Raw genomic sequence first — 19031 nt, 5'->3', positions numbered from 1 at the left:
AGAGTGAAGACGCAGGCCAGATCTCCAGGGTGTCCTGATTCCGGTTGACGAGGGAGATCGGGAGATATCGACCCCGATACCGGCTTTGATGACGCCTTGCTGGTTGTCGAATGGTCAAAATGACGATTGTTCCTTCAACATTTCACAATACGCTGACGACGGAACCGAACCCCCACACCCCTCGTCCAGAGTGAAACGCTGCGAGATTCCCCCGGTTGAACGGCCGGAAAACACACGACCAGTCGGCCGGAAAGTACGAAATCACAAAATGTGGGATGAGTGTACCTCTAACAGCAGTCGTCACACAACCGAAGATCCGCTAAACATGCCAATCAACATAGTATTATCTAGAAGTTTTATTACTACCTGCTCCTTACCACTTCCTAAGTACATTCAGCATAGAAAGAAGGACGAAGGCGACATTCGTCCGGCTGGTTTCGAACCACTGCTCGTGTTCGCTGATCTATTCCTCACATATTTTCTCGTCTCAGGCTGTCTTTTCGTAATTCTCGTTGGTCTCTCCTCACGAGAACCTCCGTTTCCCGTGGACCTCACCCCACTCTCCTGATTGGTTTTCACTCTGGACGAGGGGTGTGTGGGCGAGGTATTTTCTCCGGCTTCCAGTCCGTATCTCCGCTCATCATTAACCAACAGATCTCCTGAAACCCTGATGATGTTGGTTAATTTCTCTCAATCTCGGTGAAGGCGGCCAAGTTCGTTTCCCCCGTCTCCGCGAGTTCTCGACGAATCTCCGTCCGATCCCAGCCAAGCGGTGACAGCACACTCTCGACAACTCTGACGAGTTGCGTCTCGTAGTACGACGCATCGTACGACTCTATCTCTTCGTGGGGCAACGCGACCCGCTCTCGCGAGGTCTTCTCGTTGTCTACGACCACGTACTCGATGTCCTGTCCCGGGTGGACAGCGAGATCCTGCTCCCGAGCCCGCTTTAGTGCCGCCACGTTCAGTGTGTTCTGCGTGTATCCCTCCAGCGGCTTGGAGACGCGATTCCGTTCAACGAGCTGCTCGACCGGCACCGTTCCAGCGTGTAGGTGCTTGATGGCATCTTGTAGAGAGTTGAGTACGGCGTCCGGAGATCGAGTCGCGTCGAGCTGTTGGAGACAGTCCCGCTGGACGTCCTCGATGAACGGTGGGGTTGAACGCTGGCGAGCTTCAATACCGCGTATCTTGAAGTCGTCGTCGCCGGCGACCTTCCCGAAATACTTCGTCAGCGCGCCGGCATCGCTCTCGCACTGCGGGACGAACGCCACCCAGTCGTAGTGAGCCTCGTGTTCGAGCCCAATCTCGACGCGCTCGGTGATCGCCGTCGCGAGCGTCTCGAGGTCCTCGCGGTCATCGTCGTCGACAACGGGGTCCGGGGTCACCCAGATGGAGTCGACGATGCCGTGGACGACGCGCCAGCCGCCGGCTTCCAGCCGCTGTTTTGCCGTCAGCAGAATCTCGCGAGCGAACGCGTTGATCGCCTCGTGACACTCAATGCGCCCGAACTTCGCATTGTTGAACCCCTGATAGCCGAAGCAGGCGACGAGGATCCACTTTAGCGCACCCGACCGTCCCTCGAGTACAACCAGGCGGTCCTCGTCGGGGTCGTCCCGTTCATTCTCGCGACGGATGGCCGCCTTGATCTCGTCGCGAGCGTCGATGAGCGGCTGCAGCACGTCGACGAGGTAGCCTTGGTCGTCGCAGATCGTGTATCCGGGGCCGGGGACGTCGTCGCGGTCGCTGTGGCAGTCACACCGGATGACGTCCGGCGAGACGTTCCGGGTACAGATGATGTTCGATACAACGAGGAGAAGTCGAGTTCGTGGACGTTCTCGTGGAGGCCGACCTCGGGTGCGAAGATGAAGCCGCCGCGATCGACGTCGTGGAGCGTCCCCATCGGCTTGTAGAACTCGTGGCGCCAGGAGTTCCATGGGACGAGGACGCCGCGGTCGTGGGCCTCACAGATCTGGATCGCCGTGAGGACGTTCCCGATCGATGCCCACGCGAGCTCCTGTACGGGCTTTTGCGATCGCGACACGAGGTCGAGGACGCCGTCGAGGTTCGTCTCCCCGTAGAAGAACGTGTTTGACTCGTCGATGATCGCCCGCCCGGGCACGTTGTACCGCGCTGGGGAGTGACCGACGCGGCCGTAGCTTAAGTACGTCGACCGACTCGCGAGCTGCTGGTAGTCGACGTTCGGCCACCGACTCAACGAGAAGCCGACTGCGCCGGCGTCATCGACTCCACGCCGACCTGCGTGGCGCGTGCCGCGAGCAACTGCCGTCAGTACGCGAACGTCGTCTGGTAGTACGCGTCGTTGTCGGCGGGATAGACGAGCGTCTCGAAGTCATCGCTGACGACCCGTGGGCCCATCCGGGTTTGCTCGCACTCCAGGTGGTGGTCGGCGACCGTCGCGAATGGATCGGTGAATTCGTTTCGTTCGTTTCGCGTAACGAGCACCGGGATGTCGTACCCCTCGGCGTAGGTCGCTAACCGGGCGAGGGTGCGGGCTTGGAGGTTTTTTCGCGTGGGTTTCGCCGAGGGTATCGTCGGCGCGGTACTGGGCGTCGACGGCCTGCGCGACGATGAGGGCGGGGGTATGGGGCAACGTGTCCTCGTCACGACCTAGCGCCCATCGACTGGCCGCCCGGGCGTTGGCGGTGGACGTCTGGATTGCCTTGTTCACAGCCGTCGGGAGATCACAGACGGCGCCGTAGTGCTGGTAGGCGATAAATCCGCATGCCACGTGGATGGTAGTGTTCAAATAAGCTGATTCTATGCGAAAGCGAACGATCTCAACCACTCGTCAGCAGTTTCTGCTTGGGCGGTGCTGAAACAGTTTGAGAAACAGGTAATTCTGCGTTTTACCTCACGAAAGACACGTTCGACGCTGTTCCGGTTTCCATGTCGTTCATATATAAAATCGAGGCCATGTTTTTCACAGGCTCGGTGATGTGGGACCGCGCCATCAACGAGAAAAATCGCGTCATCTACATCGTGTTTTTCACGGAGTTCCGCAAAAAATTAATTTTCGATCACGTTCATTCTTGTCATTTCAAGCTTTGTATGTAGCAAATCGTTTGAATCAGGATCGACGGCGGCGTACAATCAATATTGTTCGTCGTCAAGCTGAATCACGGTCTCATCAATCGCAACGTGATTCGAACTCCGACCAGATTCCGGCTGTAGATCAGCCTTATGAACCCAATTATGAACGGTAGATCGAACCCGATCAACACCGAACACCTCAATAAATGAAACAGTATTCGAAAGAGATAATCCAGCCAAATGAAGCTGAATACTGATACTGAGATTCATCAACAGCGGCGGTGTTGCTTCTCGCTCCATAAACATTAAGTTGATCTCGTCTAAACAGCCGCTGAGGCGGTCGTTTTCGGGCATAGATCACTTTGAAAACGTACCGCCTCACCTTTCAATCCTTATCTGAACACCGCCCCACCAAGTGCACGAAGTTCTAAGTCAGTAACGCTCTATAATAGTAAAAATATCGACTATAGTGTGTGACGAATTATATGACACCCTCTTATGTACCTCAAAGCTAGCGCTGGCATTAGGGGAGAAGCAGGTAGACGAACAAGACGTAGCCGACCACCAGCGCGCTTCCATCGAGCCGGGAGATCCGCTCGCCGCGGACCATCATCGCGACGAGCACCCCGGTGAACACGAGCAGGACGGGGAACTCGAACGCCCGCACGCCGGACGCGACCGAGATCGGGGTGACGACGGCGACGATTCCGATGACGGCGAGGACGTTGTAGATGTTCGAGCCGACCACGTTGCCGATGCTGAAGCTCGCCTGGTCGCGGACGGCGGCGACGACGCTGGCCGCTAACTCCGGCAGAGACGTGCCCAGCGCCAGCACGGTGAGTCCGATGAAGATGTCGGAGAAGCCGGCGGCGGCCAGCAGCGACTGTCCGCCGTCTATGAGCCAGCGCGATCCGAGCACGAGCGCGACGAGTCCGCCGACGACCGCGGCGACGTCGCGCGGACTGGCATCCGGCATCTTGTCCCGCTCGGCGGTCGTGATCTCAGATTGGGTCTCGTGGATCTTGCGCAGGATCGCGACGGTGAACGCGACCAGTGTGGCGAGGAGGACCACCCCGTCGACTGTCCCGATCCGTCCGTCCCAGCCCAGTCCGACGAGCAGCACCGCGGCCAGCACCATAAACGGAACGTGCCGCCGGAGCACCGTGTCGGAAATGTCGAGCGGGCGGATCAGCGCGGAGACGCCGAGGACGAGCCCGATGTTAGCGACGTTCGATCCGAGGATGGTACCGAGTCCAGTGTCGGTCGACACCGTGATCGCGCCGAGTAGCGAGACGAAGAGTTCAGGCGCGGTCGTCGCGAACGCCACGACGGTGACGCCGACCGTCGACGCCTTCAGCCCAATAGCGAGCGCGAGGTCGCTGGCGCCCTGGACGAGCAGCTCGGCGCCGACGTACAGGAGGGCCGCACCCCCGGCGAGCAACAGGAGTTCCGAAAGCAGCGACCCGATTAGCACGGCTCTCCGTTTTGAGCGATGTTTAATAATCGTCGCGATCTGAGCCAGGAACAGCGAACGCCAAATAATCCGGCTAACATTTTCAAAAGACTAACCCACGCCTGCATCATTAACTGGGACAGCTTTTGAATAGTACAGAGGGTGTCATAGAAGAGTTCACATGGATTGCTTAATTAGATATAATCTGTTGTAATCGCCGTGTACCAAGGGTCGCTTTACGTTTGGCGTGAATTGTGGTTGACCGCGACGACTTCGAGCCAGTTTTAGGTGCTCTGTTGAATAGGATCTTATCTGCCGATATCACCGGTTTAGAAGGGTGAATCCGAGGAGATCGATCTTGTCATGGAAATCAACATCCTCGACTTCATTGAACAGTGTCGTGAGCTAGCTAAACAAGGTTGGGGAAGCATGTGGGCGAGCCCGCCAGCGGCGGGTTTGCTCGCTGCCCCCACGTCGTCCTCCACTGCTTTCGGGTGGAAGAAGGCCACCGCTACCGTGAAACACCGAATCGACTGAAGTACATGGCTGAAGTTCGTGACGCTCTTGACTTAGATCGGGACGATCTCCCCGATCACACGACGATCTACGAGTCGTTTGATCGGCTGAAAATATGGGTGTGGCGGGCGCTGCTGTGCGTTTCCGCGCAGCAGCACCCGCAGTCTGGCCACGCCGCTTACAACAGTACGTTCTTCGATCGGCGACGTGCGTCCTCATACTTCCGCCAGCGGGCAGGACGGACGATACAGACGCTGAAAGTGACCACATTATCTGATGTGGAGTCGCTTGCTGTTCTTGACGTTCACATCACAGCTCGGTGGAAGCATGATACGAAGACTGGGCCGCAGGTCGTCCGCGTTTCGCCGGACGACCTGCAGTCCGTCGCCTCCAACAACGGCTTCCAAGACTGGCATACCGAGTACGAAACCGCCGCACATGACGTTGAGTATCTTGTTCACTACCTCTGCTCATCAGCGAAAGTAGCCACGAACAGCACCCTCAACCGAGCAAACGGCTACTCTCAGCGCTGAATGGCCGAAACATCGTACTCAACAACGAAGCACTCGCTCGGCGACGCAGTGCGAGCGCTCGGCTGGTATCGACAGTTCCGTAAAATCGTTCTGATGTACGCCATCACCAACATAGTACCGTTGTGTGAACCGCTGTAACCGTGACTCAGCATCTATTCAACACAACAAACTGACCAGCACCCTGCGTCACGTCGAGTAATCATGAAATGCACCACCCTGTCTCACCATCTGTGGGTACTGTCGACAACATTGTCGACTGACACCTCGAGACGGAGGCGACTGGCCAGCACATGGGAAAGATCGGACGCTCGCCACCTTTATTATGTATCTGTAATCATCACAATAACACGAAATAAATCCTGCATAATACTGCGTTAGAGTTAGTGGTTATGAAAGTACTTGCCGAAGCCGACACTTACAGGAGGAACACTCCCGCAGTCCGAACTAGTGAATCGAAACGATCGTTCAATCGTCGCACTTGTCATGCTGGCCCACGGGATGGTCCACACCTACGAACTCTCCATCCCCATCTTCATTCCGATCTGGCTCGACGCGTTCGACGTCATCAGCCTCGGTCCCGTGGAACTCGCCGTCACCTCGGCAACCCTCGGCGTCCTCGTCACCATCGGCTATGGCCTGTTCGGTCTCGGCGCGCTCCCTGGGGGGATACTCGTGGACCGCGTCGGCTCACGTCGGCTCATCATCATCTGTCTCGCCGGCATGGCCGGGTCGTTCCTCCTGCTCGGCACGGCACCGGGACTCGTCGCCATCACGCTCGCGATGGTCGTCTGGGGTGTCTCGGCGTCGATCTACCATCCCGCCGGCCTCGCGCTCATCTCAAAGGGCGTTGAGGAACGCGGCTCCGGATTCGCCTACCACGGCATCGCGGGAAACCTCGGCATCGGTCTCGGTCCACTCCTGACGGCCGTCATGCTGCTGTTCTTCGACTGGCGCGCCGTCGCGATGATGCTCGCGGTGCCTGCGCTGCTCGCGGCGGCGTACGCGACGACCGCGAGTTTCGACGAGACGGCCGCGGTGGAGACGGTGACGGACGGAGGCAACTCGAAGGCGTCCTCGGGTGTCGACTCGCTCGCGGGGTTTCGCAGCGAGACCGCGAGACTGTTCACCGGTTCGTTCGCGCTCGTGTTCCTCGTCGTGATGTGTTCGGGGCTCTACTACCGTGGCATTCTCACGTTCATGCCCGACCTGCTTCAGGGTCTCCCGACGTTCGAGCCGATTCCCGTCTCCTCGGTGGTTCCGACCGATCTTCTAGAGACACTCGGCATCGAGAGCATCGCCGCCAGACGGGTTCGTCCGGGCGACTACTTCTACTCGGGGCTGTTGATGGTCGGCGTGCTCGGCCAGTTCGTCGGCGGAAAGCTCACCGACCGCATCCCGGTCGAACACGGCATCGCCGGCGGCTTCGGACTGCTTACGGTGCTCGCTGTGTTGTTCCTCCCTGCGGCCAACGCGGGCGTCCTCCCATTGCTTGCGCTCGGGTTCGTCCTCGGCGCGGCGCTATTCGTCGTCCAGCCGTTCTACCAGGCGACCGTTGCGGAGTACACACCTGCGAGAACGCGGGGGCTCTCGTACGGCTTCACCTACCTCGGCGTGTTCGGCGTCGGCGCGCTCGGCGGCACCGTCGCGGGGGTCATCCTCCAGTACGCAAATGCGCCGGTCCTATTCGTCGTACTCGCGTGTTTCGCACTGGTCGCGTGTTCGGTCGGCATCTGGCTCGGGCGCGGCCGGTGACATAATTTTACAAGTTTGAGGGGATTAGAATGCGTCGAGATCGACGCACGATGGTTCGCAGTCAATATCGTCGGTGCCAATCCCAGTTCAACTGTTGCTGCCTCGCCTACCGGTAGCCCATTCGCGAAAGTATTCAAGTTCGCTCTGCCCCTTGAGGAATTAGTGGATTAAGAGCGATAAATACGCGAGCCGATTCATTCGTAATAGCTGATATCTCCATGACAGCAACCAATTTATAGGGATTAGCAGTGGTATTGATGCTTCCTGAGCGTGTAGTAGGAGGATGACTCGTGAGGGTACAATGTTGGATGGTGTCGATCCGGAGCAGTTGCTGGCGCAACTGCGGAGAGAAACTGATGCGAAAGCAACCAAGTAACTCACCGTTGCACTCCTCTACGATGCGGGCTTCTCTGCCTATGAAATCGAAGACCTGCTCGGTGTTCCAGCCCAAACCGGATACAATTGGTTGGAGGCAGTCGCCGAGCGCGGTCCTGTCGCGCTCGGCGACGCACCCAAATCTGGACGACCATCTCGGCTGTCCGCTGACCAGTGGATGGAACTGACAGCGACGCTGCACGCGTCGCCGTCAGAGGCCGGCTACGGTACTCCCGCGTGGTCGCCTGAACTCCTCCGGTCACACATCTTCGACACCTACGGCAGCGAGTACTCTCACGCGCACATGCACCGGCTCCTTGAGAAGGCCGGGCTGTCACGACAGACAGCCCGACCGTCACACTACAAAGTCGATCCAGCCGAGAAACAACGCTGGCGTGATGAGTTCAAAAAAGTGGTCGGTGCTGAAGGCTGACGGCTACACGATTGCGGTTATTGATCAGCATACGGAGGAGGTTTCGACGAATCAAAAACCGGCGTGGTTTCCGGTGAACTCCCGCCCGAGACTGCCGGTCTCGGGCGGACGAGCGGCGATCAATATGCTCGGTGCAGTTACTGACACTGGCGAGCACTTCGTCGCGCTCACGCCCGACTTGTTCACCGCCAGGGTCTGCAAGCACTTCCTGCGAGCACTCTGCCATCGTTTTGGCAAGAAGCTCGTGATCGTCTTGGACAACGCACTGTATTTTATCGCAAAGGATCTCAAGAAGCAGGCCGCTGCCGACGGCCATGAAAAAGGAGACGATCCCGAGCGCGAATACGGGGTCGAGCAGGTGCGTGCCGGTCCTGTCGATGACCGCGATCCCGTCAGTCGCCGACGCCTCGGATTGATTGAGTTCGAGGTCAGGGTCGTGGATGAGTTCCAAGACCAAGAGAAAGGCCGTGGCGGTCGAAGCGGCGAAATAGAAGGCGGCGTCGAAGCCGGTGACCAAGAGTGTGGTAGTCCCGACCAGGAACGAGTACGGACCGGCTGACACCGCGCTCCCGGCGGCGATGGGGCCGACGCCGGACTCGACGAGCCGGAACGTGTTGTACGTTCCCATGTTGCCGCCGCGATTCCCCTCGTAGATGAGGTCGTTGACGAGTGCGATCGTTGTGGGGATGATGAACGAGCCGACCACGCCCTGTAGGACTCGTAAGCCGACAAGATGCCAGTAAGACATGGCCAGAGAGTATGAGAAGCTCGCCGCGGCGATGAGTGTGAGCCCGATAAGGACGAATACCTTGCGCCGCCCAGTTCGATCCGATAACTGTCCGGTGAACGGTTGAATCGGACTGTTGACAAACCCGAAGATCGAGAGGACGAAACCGGTGATGAACACTTCCGTCAGCCCGAAGGTGTTGCCCATGACGAAGTCGCTCGTGATAAACAGTGGGATGACGACGATGAGAAGGAGTTGCCGACGGACTCGGACATCCGGGCGAGTGCGAGCGATACAACTTGGGAATCGACACCTACCTGCTTTCTCATCGTTCGGGGAACAGGACGGTGGGCTGTTTCGTCGCGTCACGTCTCTCTGGCAACTTTGTTTCGGCCTGTTGGATGGTCGAGGCAAAACTGATGTGATACCAGTATCGAACTCGACGGTTGATTCAAGGCAGTGTAACGGTCCGAACTGTTCTGAACCACGACGGTCCTGCGCGCTCGCATTGCTCACCTACGGATGTGACTCGCTCAGAGGCACTTGAAGTCGAGCACACGACTCAAATAAGTCTGTGAAGCTTCTGTTAGGAATCGTATGATGTATACAGAGGAATATTCATCACACTACCTTTGGAAAATGCTATTATTATCGGTGTCATAGAGCCTGTCCAAAAAATGTTATTCTTGCCAATAAATCCGGCTAATAAACGCTATAACCGGTTCTAAGGCCGTAGAAATCGACTCAAAATTATTTTTTGGACAGGCTCCATAGTGACGCATTATGTCAGAAGCCACTGTGTGTCTCTCGATCCACTTCGACGCAGTATCGACCTGGCTCTGGGCATACGATTCGTGGGACATGCCAACGAGACACTCTCGTGGGGTGTACGGTGCAGACGTCGGGGCTCCCCGATTGCTAGACCTCCTCGATCAGTACGACGTTCCATCGACGTGGTGCATCCCTGGTCACACGATTGAGAGCTTCCCAGAGATATGTGAGGAGGTTCATGCCCATGGCCATGGCGTGCAACACCACGGTTGGACTCATAAGGGACCGTCGACGTACGAGAGCAAGGGAGCAGAAAAACGGGACATCGAACGAGGTATTGAGTCGATTCGTGACCTCACTGGCGAAAAACCGTCCGGCTACGCATCACCAGCATGGGATTTCTCTGAACATACGCTCGACATCCTTCAGGAGCTGAGTTTCGAATGGGACTCCAGTGTCATGGCAGCGGACTTTCAACCTCACTACCTCTATGGAGGATGGGCGGCTCCCGAGGACGGGCCATTTCAGCGTGGGGAACCGACGGACATAGTCGAACTGCCAGCGTCTTGGGAACGCGATGATTTCCCTCCCTTCACTTATACGTGGTCACGACCGCATCGAATGGGATACGTTCCAGAAGACGCCATCTTCCAGAAGTGGTACGACCAGTTCGACTGGATGTACGAGCACTTAGAGGATGGCTTGTTCGTGCTGACACTACATCCGCAAGTTATTGGCCAGTCACATCGCCTGATGCGACTCGAAACGTTTCTTGAGCACGTTCACTCGATGCCGGGAGCGACGTTCAAGACGATGGATGAGGTCGCGACCGAGTTCCGCAATTCGAACCCCCAGAGGACGGACTGAACGATGAGTCTCCGGTTACTGTTCTCGCGACCACCCATAACGTTGATACCAGTTTGTTTGAGTAAGTAATCTTCGTCAGTACTCCGAACGAGGGGCCAGTGGACTTCTTGAAGAAGTAGGAGTCGTAACAATAACAATAGTACCTCTTTCGACGGTTGATCGATACCCGCGGTGAATCCAGCACGATCCTGAGGGTGTTGTCGGAATCTGACAAATATTCAAGCAGTCAATAAGCAAACCAACTTATCATTCAGTCATCGTCGGCCGGTCGCGATAAGTTAGAGGATGAGACGGACGAGTTCTGAGTATCTATGACAGATTTTGACCGCCTCAACGATGGTATCGCGTGGATCGACTTGTCGTTTGTGGAGCGAGATCGAACACCGCGCTGGGCGATTGAAGTAGGAATTCGCTGTCACTTGGTTGGTGTATCACTACGTGAGGTAAGTAAATTTCTTGACAAATACGGGATCAATCGGAGTTACGTTGCTATCCACTACTGGGTTCATAAAGCTGAGCTACAGCCGATCTCAACCGTCTCCGAGGATCAACTCGCGGTTGACGAAAAGATGATCCGCCTCCACGGTCAGCAATTCTGGCTGTACGTCGCGGTCGATCCGTATACGAACGAGATCCTTCACGTGAGCCTTTATCCGACCGCAACGAAACAAACGATGCGCTGGTTTCTGATCGAGCTACATCAGCGCTATCAGCTCAATAACATCGAATTTCTCGTCAATGACGCAGACTATCTCGGTCCAGTGCTCGCTGAGGATGGTTATCGATTTCAAGTTATTCAACACGGAAAACGAATATGTGTGCTGACGGCCTACGGCAATATGCTCTTGGGCAGATAGGCGGAGACGACCCAGTTTGGTGCGTTCACGAGTTCGTTCACCTTCAGGTCTACCGCGACTGAACAGAGGATATAGGCTTCATGACTTGAAAGACTATACTCCCCGCAAAGATGGTCTATCATGGCTGAAACCGCTTGCTTCGCTGCGTCCATCAAGTCATCGCTGATGCCTGTTGTACAGTACATTGATTCGTCTCGACCGGTAGGTGTAAATGGTGAGTTGGTTTCGAACTGAGGTTGATCAATATCCATGTCAGAGCGAAGTTCGAACCCTACGGTCACCGACAGCGCTGTTTCAATAGCGGTGATACACACCTCTCCATCGCCTTGGGCCGCGTGGCCATCACCGATGCTGAACAAGCCCCCTGTCACTTCCACTGGGAGGTACACCGTTGAGCCCTCAGTTAGGTGCTTGACGTCCAGATTGCCGCCAACATTTCGAGGCGGCGACGTCGAGTGCCTCCCGTCGGTGCTGGGAGCGAGGCCCACGACGCCGGGGAAGGGGTCGAGAGGTACTTCAATCCCGTTGACGAATTCGCCAACACCTTCGGACAGGTCCCAAATGTAGATCTCCGGCTCTTCGAATCTCTCCGGGAGCAAGCCATCGTTCATTTTTCCAGGATTGACGATGGTGAACCCCCAGTCGCCGTGGTTTACCGACAGCAAATCAATTTGTAGAACATCGCCAGGTTCGGCATCGGCTATCTCGACAGGGCCGAGGAGCGCGTGCCCGGGTGTCGAGATGTTGTAGAGATCCTCAGCAACAGTGTCAGGGGTGACGGCTCCCCATGTAGGCTCTGGGCATTTAAAATTGACTACGTCACCGGATTCGATGGTGAGGACTGGGTCAAGGTTGTTATCCCAGTATCTGTGTATGGTCTCTTCGTTGTCTTGGAGGCTATGGTTATCGTTCACCATTGATATTTAATCTGTCGTAGCTTTCGTGTTATCAATTCTATTGACGCTGCTTAAGTGATCCAGAACACCCTCTGAAATGTACTCTCCTGTCGTCAAGGCTGCCGTGAAACCTGGTTGCGGCATAATTAGGTGAGTGGCATTTTCGCCGATATCGATAATGGGTTCACCAATACGCTCCCCTTCTTGATTAAATAACCAATGTGATATTCCAACATAACTCTCTTCAAGATCACCACTTTTGATTTCTGGGATGAGTTTTTGACATCGACGGAGGAATGACGATTTCCGATAAGTCTTATTCAGTTCGTCCCAAGCAAGCAACAGGGTATCTTTTGAACCAATGAAGTTCAGGAAGTTCCGAGATGAAATTGTATTATAAATTTCACGAATATTAAAGTCGGTTTTACCATAGGTTTCTGACCCTAGAGCTATCATCCCTGTCGGCCCAACAATGACTCTGGAATCAGGTCGGCGAGTAAAGTGTACCCCAACTTGAAAACTTTCCCCCACGTTAGTCGGATATACATTTGAGTTTACGAGGGAACGACGTTCTGGGACAAGTTCGTAATACGCCCCACGGAATGGAACTGCCTGGTATTCTTGACCAATACCCATCGTTTGAGCGAATTCTAACGCTTTGGTACCGGCGGCATTGATGAGATAATCAGCTTCTATGGTGTCTTTATTAGTGCGCAGAGAAAGACGATCACCCGATTTTTTAATTTGTTTAACTTCACATCCCATATACAAATTAGCACCATTTTCATAAGCTTCTTGTGCTAATTTGTTAGTAATTGGGCCCGTATCAACAGTGGCAGATTCCGGCGAAAAGAGGGCATTTTTTCCAGATATGTTGGGTTCTAAGTTTCGAATTTCCTCCCTACTTTCCAATAAATCAACTTCAACACCAGACTCTAATGCAGAATGGTACATTTCTCGGACTTTCTCCTGCTCTTCTTCGCAATCTCCCACTTTCATTATCCCTCTGTCATGTAATGGGAGATCATGTTTCAGACAGTACGATTTCAATCGTCTCGTTCCTTCGATAGTAAACTTCGCTAACTGGGAGCCTGGTTCAACGTCTGCTTCAGTGACAACCCCCAAATGAAGTGTTCCGGAATTTCTGCCGCTTTGATGCTGGGCTAGATGATATTCTTTTTCAAGAAGACAGATTTCTGCATCAGACTTAATTGACAAATGTCTTGCAATGGAACAACCAAAAATTCCTCCACCAACTATTGCAATATCATATTCAACCATCTTATATACAGATTAGTGGGCAACATGATAAATATTTCTCTCTTGCTGTCCCTCGACAATTCGAATATTTCCGTCTCACCCAATCCTCGTTTTTAGCGTGGCACCTACTATCTGCAAAATACCAATTGAACGGGGTTATTGGGCCTTGTTTAGACGCCCCCGATAACGTGGGCTGGTGTCAGTATCGGCTGAACAGGATTAGTCTGTGAGAGCCTCTCTGTTCGATTTCATTTTTCGGATAGCGTCCGGTTCGTCCGATCCACACCGCGTCTAAACAAGGCTGGGTTATTGCTTTCTGAGGTCAGACTCATGAGCTAGTTTCTACCCGACAATCAAGAAATTCATTGAGAACACAGTTGGAGTATTATCACAACTGTCCGGCTATATCGGATGGAAAACGATACAACTTCAAAGAGCACCGTGCCAAACAGAGGAATAGACGTTACAATCGTATGTTTGTAATTTTGTGTGAAGACGCCCCTCGCCCTCTCCTCTATTCATATCCTTATCACAGCTAATGCCTAGAGAAGCCGGAGACCACCAAGCCACATTAATACTTGTTCCAAGAAGGAATCACATGTTAGCAATGTTTAATTCAATTAGGTTCGCTGACCGCTGAACAGCACTCGACAGTTCGTCCTCAAACTGTTCACCACTGAACCGACTTGCAGGACCTGAAACGCCGATACTTCCAAAGATTTCACCATTCTGTCCTTGGATTGGGGATGCGATGCACTGAACGCCGATGGCCCGTTCTTCTTGGTCGGTCGCATAGCCTCGTTGTCGGATAGTGCGCAACTCCTTAAAAAGATCGTCACGGTCTGTGATGGTGTTGGAAGTTATTGAGGGCAACTCCTGTGAATCAATGATCGCCTCGGCATCCTTCTTGGGTAAATGAGCGAGAATGGCTTTACCGAGAGCAGTCGTATGAAGTTCAACTTCCATGCCAGTGTACGTGTCTAACTTCGCAGAATCCTTTCCTTCTGCAATATATATGTATCGGCCTTTGCCGAATTCTTCAATCATTAAATTAGCATGTTCACCAGTCTCAAGGGCCAAATTTTGGACTTCTGGCCATCCACAGGGGTAAATGTCCATATCCTTCCTGACGTCCCCTCCGTAATCGAGAAATTTGAGCGATACTTCATATCGCCCGTCATTGTTAATCAGTAATCCCAATTCGTTCAAAACCTTTAGATAATCGTGGGCAGTGCTTCGAGGAATATCAAGTTCTTGTGATAAATTTGAGGCCCCAGTCCCTTCCATTATTCGCACTGTGTCTAATATTTTGAAGGCTCGTTTTATCGATTTCATTTTAGTTCCTTGTATGTTCCTAGCTCCCATTTCACATAGTATTTTCGGTATTACCGGATGGAATACGGACATACGAGAAGGATCATACTCCTGTATCCGTTGAAATCTCCGGAGAGAAGACCACTCCCTGGAGGAATGGATTGGAACCGTGACGAATACTATGTCCGATATAGCCGACATCATAGACGTCCGATACATAACGATGAGGCATACGGTCGGTATGAGCCTGGGATTTAATTCAGAGGGCTCTGGTGAATCGCCAGATGGCGTTTGATTTCACTGTTTCACGGCTCGCTTGATGTTGTAGGTCGTACACATCAAAACAATCTCACGAAATTCGTGGTACCACGCTCGGCCACGCGGTGCGTGCCCGAGCGTGCGCTTAATCGTCGAGAAGACGGTCTCAGACTGTGCTCTTTGGCCGTATAGAGATCCATCGATGCACGCGTTGTGCGCGCAATCGATGAATTAGGTCGGAACTCGCGGTGCTTGATCAGCGGTCTCACGTCTTCTTCGCGTAATTTATCGCGTAATCGCATCTAATCGTAGCCTTTGCCAGCCGATCTGCATGTCGTGACGTTTCTCGGTCGTACAGTGAACGTCGAGGATCGCTTGTAGTATTGTATCGACGAGCGCGGTCGTTTTCAGCGTTTGAACGCGGTAGTTCGTCCGGCGGCAGTAGTGCTTGCTGGCGGTTTCGTGGTCGAAGAACGTCGCGTCCATCGCAGCGTGATCGGCGGTGTCGTGCAGCTGCGCAGAGAGGCGCAGCAGCACTCGCCAGATCTTCATCTCTAACCTATCAAACGCCTTTACAGTGTCGAGTGATGCGGGAGATCGCCCGGATCAAGGCCGATCTCGGCCAATATTTGTGGCATCTCACTCAGCAGATCAAGCGCCACGCGGTAGGATTTCTCTAGGTAAATCCGGAGACAGTGGAGCGAAACGACGGCGTAATCGGCGAAGCCCCACCCTCTTCGGGGGCGGCGGCTTCGCCTCGGCCACCAACAGCATTTTTAGCTAACGACACCGCTTTGCTCGTAAAGCGGGAGATCTTCGATATAGATCATCGCCGATTTCCCGCTTCACTTCCTTTGATTTGACGACCTATTCCGCCGCCTTACTGCGATTCACCAGTGCCAAGTCGAGGAATATCCCTGCTGTCTTGCGTTCCTGCTTAACTTAACGCGACCCAATTGACAAGCACGAAATTTAACTGTGGGCTCTATTCTTGCTGGCCAATCTTACAGAAGGTCTGAACGCCGCATAGCAACCCGAATTTCCTCGCGCTCCTCTTCAGGAATTGGAAGTGCAGGTTCGCGAGGAATCGCTGTCGGAAGACGGTCGGTAAGTTCGAGAGCGACTTTCAGACGGATGCTCGAGTCGTGTTTCGGGTCCTGATAGACTGCCTCGAGAAATGGAGCTAGTTGTCGGTGGATAGCCTGCGCTTTGTGCATCTCTCCCTCTTTCACAGCGTTATAGAGGGCGATAATTTTCTTGGGGATGGTAGCGGCCAACTCGACCACCGTTCCATCGACACCAAATGCATAACACGGCAATAATTGTTCGTCGTTTCCCATCAGATAATCAATCTCAATTTCTCGTTCTCTGAGTGCGAGAACGTCTTCTTGAGTCCGGTCGACATCCCAGACGCCCTCCTTGATCGCGACAATTCCCTCGATTTCAGCCAGGTCCGCGAGCAATTCTGGTGGATAATCCCGTCCAGAGCTAGCTGCAACTTGGAACAGGACGACGGGGACATCAACAGATTCAGTGACTTTTTCGTAGAATTGAATTGCAGCTTGTGGGCGTTTGTTAATCGGTGTATATGGTGCATCCACCATTACTGCATCAACGCCTGCCTTCTCTAAATTTTGAGCGTCTTCGATCACCTCTCTCGTAGTCGCGCCGACAACGCCCGAATAAATCGAGGTATCTGGTGCTGCATCAATGGCTAGTTCGACGATTCGAGCCCGTTCGGCCGACGAGAGCGCATAACTTTCGCCAGCATGTCCGTTGCTTAGGATTCCATTGATTTCAGCGTGGGAAGCTAGGTGTGAAATGTGGTCTTGATATCCTGATTCGTTGATGGACTGATCAGAGTTGAACGGAACGAGGCTCGCAGGGATAACACCCTTAATGGAACTCATAGATGCCTATACAAAACCACGCCATATATTAATTATGTATCGGAGGTGTTCTGTTCGGAATCAGGGGTGCCAATCTGGAATCGAACGCTCCACAAACTCACCGTGACCTGGATTCCCAACGAGGGAGAAATCGTCTACAACGCGCTCTCCCCGCACGAACGTTGTCTCGACACGCCCCGTAACCTCTCGACCATCATAAAGCGAGTAATTGGCTCGTGATTCGTTCTCACTGGAGTCGATGATATGCTCGACATTTGGATCGAATATAACGATATCTGCATCTGTCCCCGGATCAAGCGTTCCTTTCTCCGGGAGGCCGAAGAGATGGGCCGGATTCGTAGCGAACTTCCGTACGAGGAATGGGTACGAGAATCCTCGTTGATTGATCGCGATGTCGTGGAAGATGTGAAAACTCGTTTGGAGGCTATTGGTTCCAAAACTACTCTCCCACCATTCCCCACCTTTCTTTTCCGCTCGTTTGAAGGCACAGTGATCAGTTGATACAACGTCCATTACTCCTCGTTCTAGATAATCAAAGAGTGATTCGATGTCCGCTCGGGACCGAAGAGGAGGTGCCATCATGGGAAGATTCCCGAGGGTTTGATATAGGGAATCATCGTGCGTCGTGTAGTGCGTACATGTCTCAAAGCGAACTAGAGAGGGGAACCGCTTGCGGAATTCTGCAAGTACTTCACCCGCGTCCTCAGAGGAAGTGTGGACACCATAGTACTTACATCCTGCCTCCGTGGCCATCCTGACTGCGTCCTCGGCAGCCATTGCTTCGGCATACGCTGGCCTCGATTTTGGATACCAGGAAGCCTCGCCTCGATCCTGCTCACGAAACTGTTCGGTGAGCGCGTCACACACAGAACCATCCTCCGTGTGGAGTGCAGCGACAGCATCTAGCTCCGCAATTTTCTGAAAGACACGGTTGATAAATCCGTTCGGGAGGCCCACTTCGTAGGCGGTGAACATTTTGAATGAGGTTATCCCTTTCTCGACGGCCTCCACTAACTCGTCGAGAACGTCTAAATCTGTTCGTGTGATGCCTCCATGGAGCCCATAATCGATATAAGAGTTCTTGGCTTTCTCTCGTTTCCTCTCGATCCCCGCAAGGAGAGTCGACTCTTCCTCCCAGTGGCTCGTTTCGCCACGCCAGGCTTGCCACGCGAAGTCTATCAGTGTCGTCGTCCCTCCTAACGCAGCTGCCCTCGTTGCGGTTTCGTACGTATCGATCGAGTACATATCGTCGATGTGAACATGCGGATCGACGACCCCTGGCATCACCAACTTGCCTGAGGCGTCAATCACGTTTTCGGCCTGAACGTCGTCGATGGTTGTCGAGAGTCTCGAAATCTTTCCGTCCTCGATCCCGACATCTACCTCGAACATACCGGAAGCCGTTACAACTTTTCCGTTTCTAATGATGGTGTCCATTCGTATATCCTCTTTTACGTTTTGCCGTTCTAAATACTTACGCGTCTTCCCGAATCCGGATCGTGACGTCGTACTTTCCGTTGTTTAACGTGGCATCCTCCAATGATCGCAGTTCGGCCGGGGACGCGCTAATCGTTGCAACGTGATTTCCCGCTAATTCCCCGGCAGGGCTCTTGAAGCAGGTAGGACCACAGGAGATCAATATCTCCTGTTCGTTTCGATAGCCCGGGTAAAAGAGGACATCACCTCGAGAGGGATAGACCGTGTGATTCTCTCGAGGGACGTCCGGAAGGTCGATATTATCAATATTGACCCAGATCGCATGTCCGCTCCACCGCACGTGCTTCAACTCGGATTCGAGCGGGAGAAATTCGCGCATCGCATCAATCGATGCGGGTGTGCGACTGTCGAACAGTTCACCGGTATATGTCTTTCCGTCAACGTCAATTTCGAGTAGCGACATCCAACTAACTCATTCATCATTGCGTATAAATATCTGTGGTGTCTGCGGAAGCCGGCGGTATCCGCTAGGCAGCTAGAATTGCGCAGGGATAAGCGGTTGACAGAGAAGGCCGTTAGGAATATACCTCAAACATTCCCTGCGGAGAGTGGTAAAATTTG

The 19031-nt window shown here is 53.8% G+C and carries 10 protein-coding genes and 8 pseudogenes; 6 read left to right on the top strand and 12 right to left on the bottom strand.

What is annotated here, in order from left to right:
* Positions 1–680: 680 nt before the first annotated feature.
* The 4 genes and pseudogenes from ACFQEY_RS06995 to ACFQEY_RS06980 all read right to left on the bottom strand — a co-directional run.
* A pseudogene (locus ACFQEY_RS06995) lies at positions 681–2239 on the bottom strand (type B DNA-directed DNA polymerase); the annotation flags it as partial.
* Positions 2224–2761 (bottom strand): annotated as a pseudogene (locus tag ACFQEY_RS06990) (hypothetical protein); the annotation flags it as partial. The pseudogenes ACFQEY_RS06990 and ACFQEY_RS06995, both read right to left, overlap by 16 nt.
* A gap of 17 nt (positions 2762–2778) precedes the next feature.
* Positions 2779–3405 (bottom strand): annotated as a pseudogene (locus ACFQEY_RS06985) (IS6 family transposase).
* A 169-nt stretch (positions 3406–3574) separates the two neighbouring features.
* A complete protein-coding gene (locus tag ACFQEY_RS06980; RefSeq protein ID WP_379766310.1) occupies positions 3575–4525 on the bottom strand; it encodes a calcium/sodium antiporter in 951 nt (316 codons plus the stop codon).
* 342 nt (positions 4526–4867) lie between these two features.
* On the opposite strand from ACFQEY_RS06980, the pseudogene ACFQEY_RS06975 reads away from it, so the two are divergent.
* The 4 genes and pseudogenes from ACFQEY_RS06975 to ACFQEY_RS06960 form a co-directional block, all read left to right on the top strand.
* Positions 4868–5691, top strand: a pseudogene (locus ACFQEY_RS06975) (transposase).
* 309 nt (positions 5692–6000) lie between these two features.
* A complete protein-coding gene (locus tag ACFQEY_RS06970) occupies positions 6001–7305 on the top strand; it encodes an MFS transporter (protein ID WP_379766307.1) in 1305 nt (434 codons plus the stop codon).
* A 421-nt stretch (positions 7306–7726) separates the two neighbouring features.
* Positions 7727–8113: a winged helix-turn-helix domain-containing protein gene (locus tag ACFQEY_RS06965; RefSeq protein ID WP_379766641.1), complete on the top strand. Its 387-nt coding sequence runs from the start codon at positions 7727–7729 to the stop codon at positions 8111–8113.
* Positions 8079–8366, top strand: a pseudogene (locus tag ACFQEY_RS06960) (transposase); the annotation flags it as partial. The gene ACFQEY_RS06965 and the pseudogene ACFQEY_RS06960, both read left to right, overlap by 35 nt.
* Before the next feature lie 63 nt (positions 8367–8429).
* Here ACFQEY_RS06960 and ACFQEY_RS06955 read toward each other — a convergent pair.
* Positions 8430–9209, bottom strand: a pseudogene (locus ACFQEY_RS06955) (MFS transporter); the annotation flags it as partial.
* A gap of 414 nt (positions 9210–9623) precedes the next feature.
* On the opposite strand from ACFQEY_RS06955, the gene ACFQEY_RS06950 reads away from it, so the two are divergent.
* Positions 9624–10478, top strand: a complete 855-nt coding sequence (locus tag ACFQEY_RS06950) for a polysaccharide deacetylase family protein (RefSeq protein ID WP_379766304.1) — start codon at positions 9624–9626, stop codon at positions 10476–10478.
* 311 nt (positions 10479–10789) lie between these two features.
* Positions 10790–11290: pseudogene (locus ACFQEY_RS06945) on the top strand (IS6 family transposase); the annotation flags it as partial.
* 17 nt (positions 11291–11307) lie between these two features.
* Here ACFQEY_RS06945 and ACFQEY_RS06940 read toward each other — a convergent pair.
* The 7 genes and pseudogenes from ACFQEY_RS06940 to ACFQEY_RS06910 all read right to left on the bottom strand — a co-directional run bounded on the left by ACFQEY_RS06940 (position 11308) and on the right by ACFQEY_RS06910 (position 18873).
* The gene (locus ACFQEY_RS06940; RefSeq protein WP_379766298.1) at positions 11308–12252 is read right to left on the bottom strand and encodes an acetamidase/formamidase family protein; all 945 of its coding nucleotides are present in this window, start codon (positions 12250–12252) and stop codon (positions 11308–11310) included.
* Between the two features lie 6 nt (positions 12253–12258).
* A complete protein-coding gene (locus tag ACFQEY_RS06935) occupies positions 12259–13512 on the bottom strand; it encodes an NAD(P)/FAD-dependent oxidoreductase (RefSeq protein ID WP_379766295.1) in 1254 nt (417 codons plus the stop codon).
* A gap of 573 nt (positions 13513–14085) precedes the next feature.
* Positions 14086–14898 (bottom strand): IclR family transcriptional regulator, encoded by an 813-nt coding sequence (locus ACFQEY_RS06930; RefSeq protein ID WP_379766293.1) that lies wholly within the window; start codon positions 14896–14898, stop codon positions 14086–14088.
* A 204-nt stretch (positions 14899–15102) separates the two neighbouring features.
* Positions 15103–15886, bottom strand: a pseudogene (locus ACFQEY_RS06925) (transposase).
* Positions 15887–16067: 181 nt separating this feature from the next.
* The gene (locus ACFQEY_RS06920; RefSeq protein ID WP_379766290.1) at positions 16068–16973 is read right to left on the bottom strand and encodes a dihydrodipicolinate synthase family protein; all 906 of its coding nucleotides are present in this window, start codon (positions 16971–16973) and stop codon (positions 16068–16070) included.
* Between the two features lie 60 nt (positions 16974–17033).
* Entirely contained in the window at positions 17034–18416 is a 1383-nt protein-coding gene (locus tag ACFQEY_RS06915) for a dihydroorotase (RefSeq protein WP_379766638.1), read from the bottom strand.
* A 31-nt stretch (positions 18417–18447) separates the two neighbouring features.
* On the bottom strand, positions 18448–18873 hold the full coding sequence (locus tag ACFQEY_RS06910) for a DUF3830 family protein (RefSeq protein ID WP_379766287.1): 426 nt from the start codon (positions 18871–18873) through the stop codon (positions 18448–18450).
* Between the last annotated feature and the right edge of the window lie 158 nt (positions 18874–19031).

This window comes from Halorubrum trueperi, from assembly GCF_042662525.1.
GTDB classification, from domain to species: domain Archaea; phylum Halobacteriota; class Halobacteria; order Halobacteriales; family Haloferacaceae; genus Halorubrum; species Halorubrum trueperi.
This window is presented reverse-complemented; position numbering and strand designations above follow the sequence as displayed.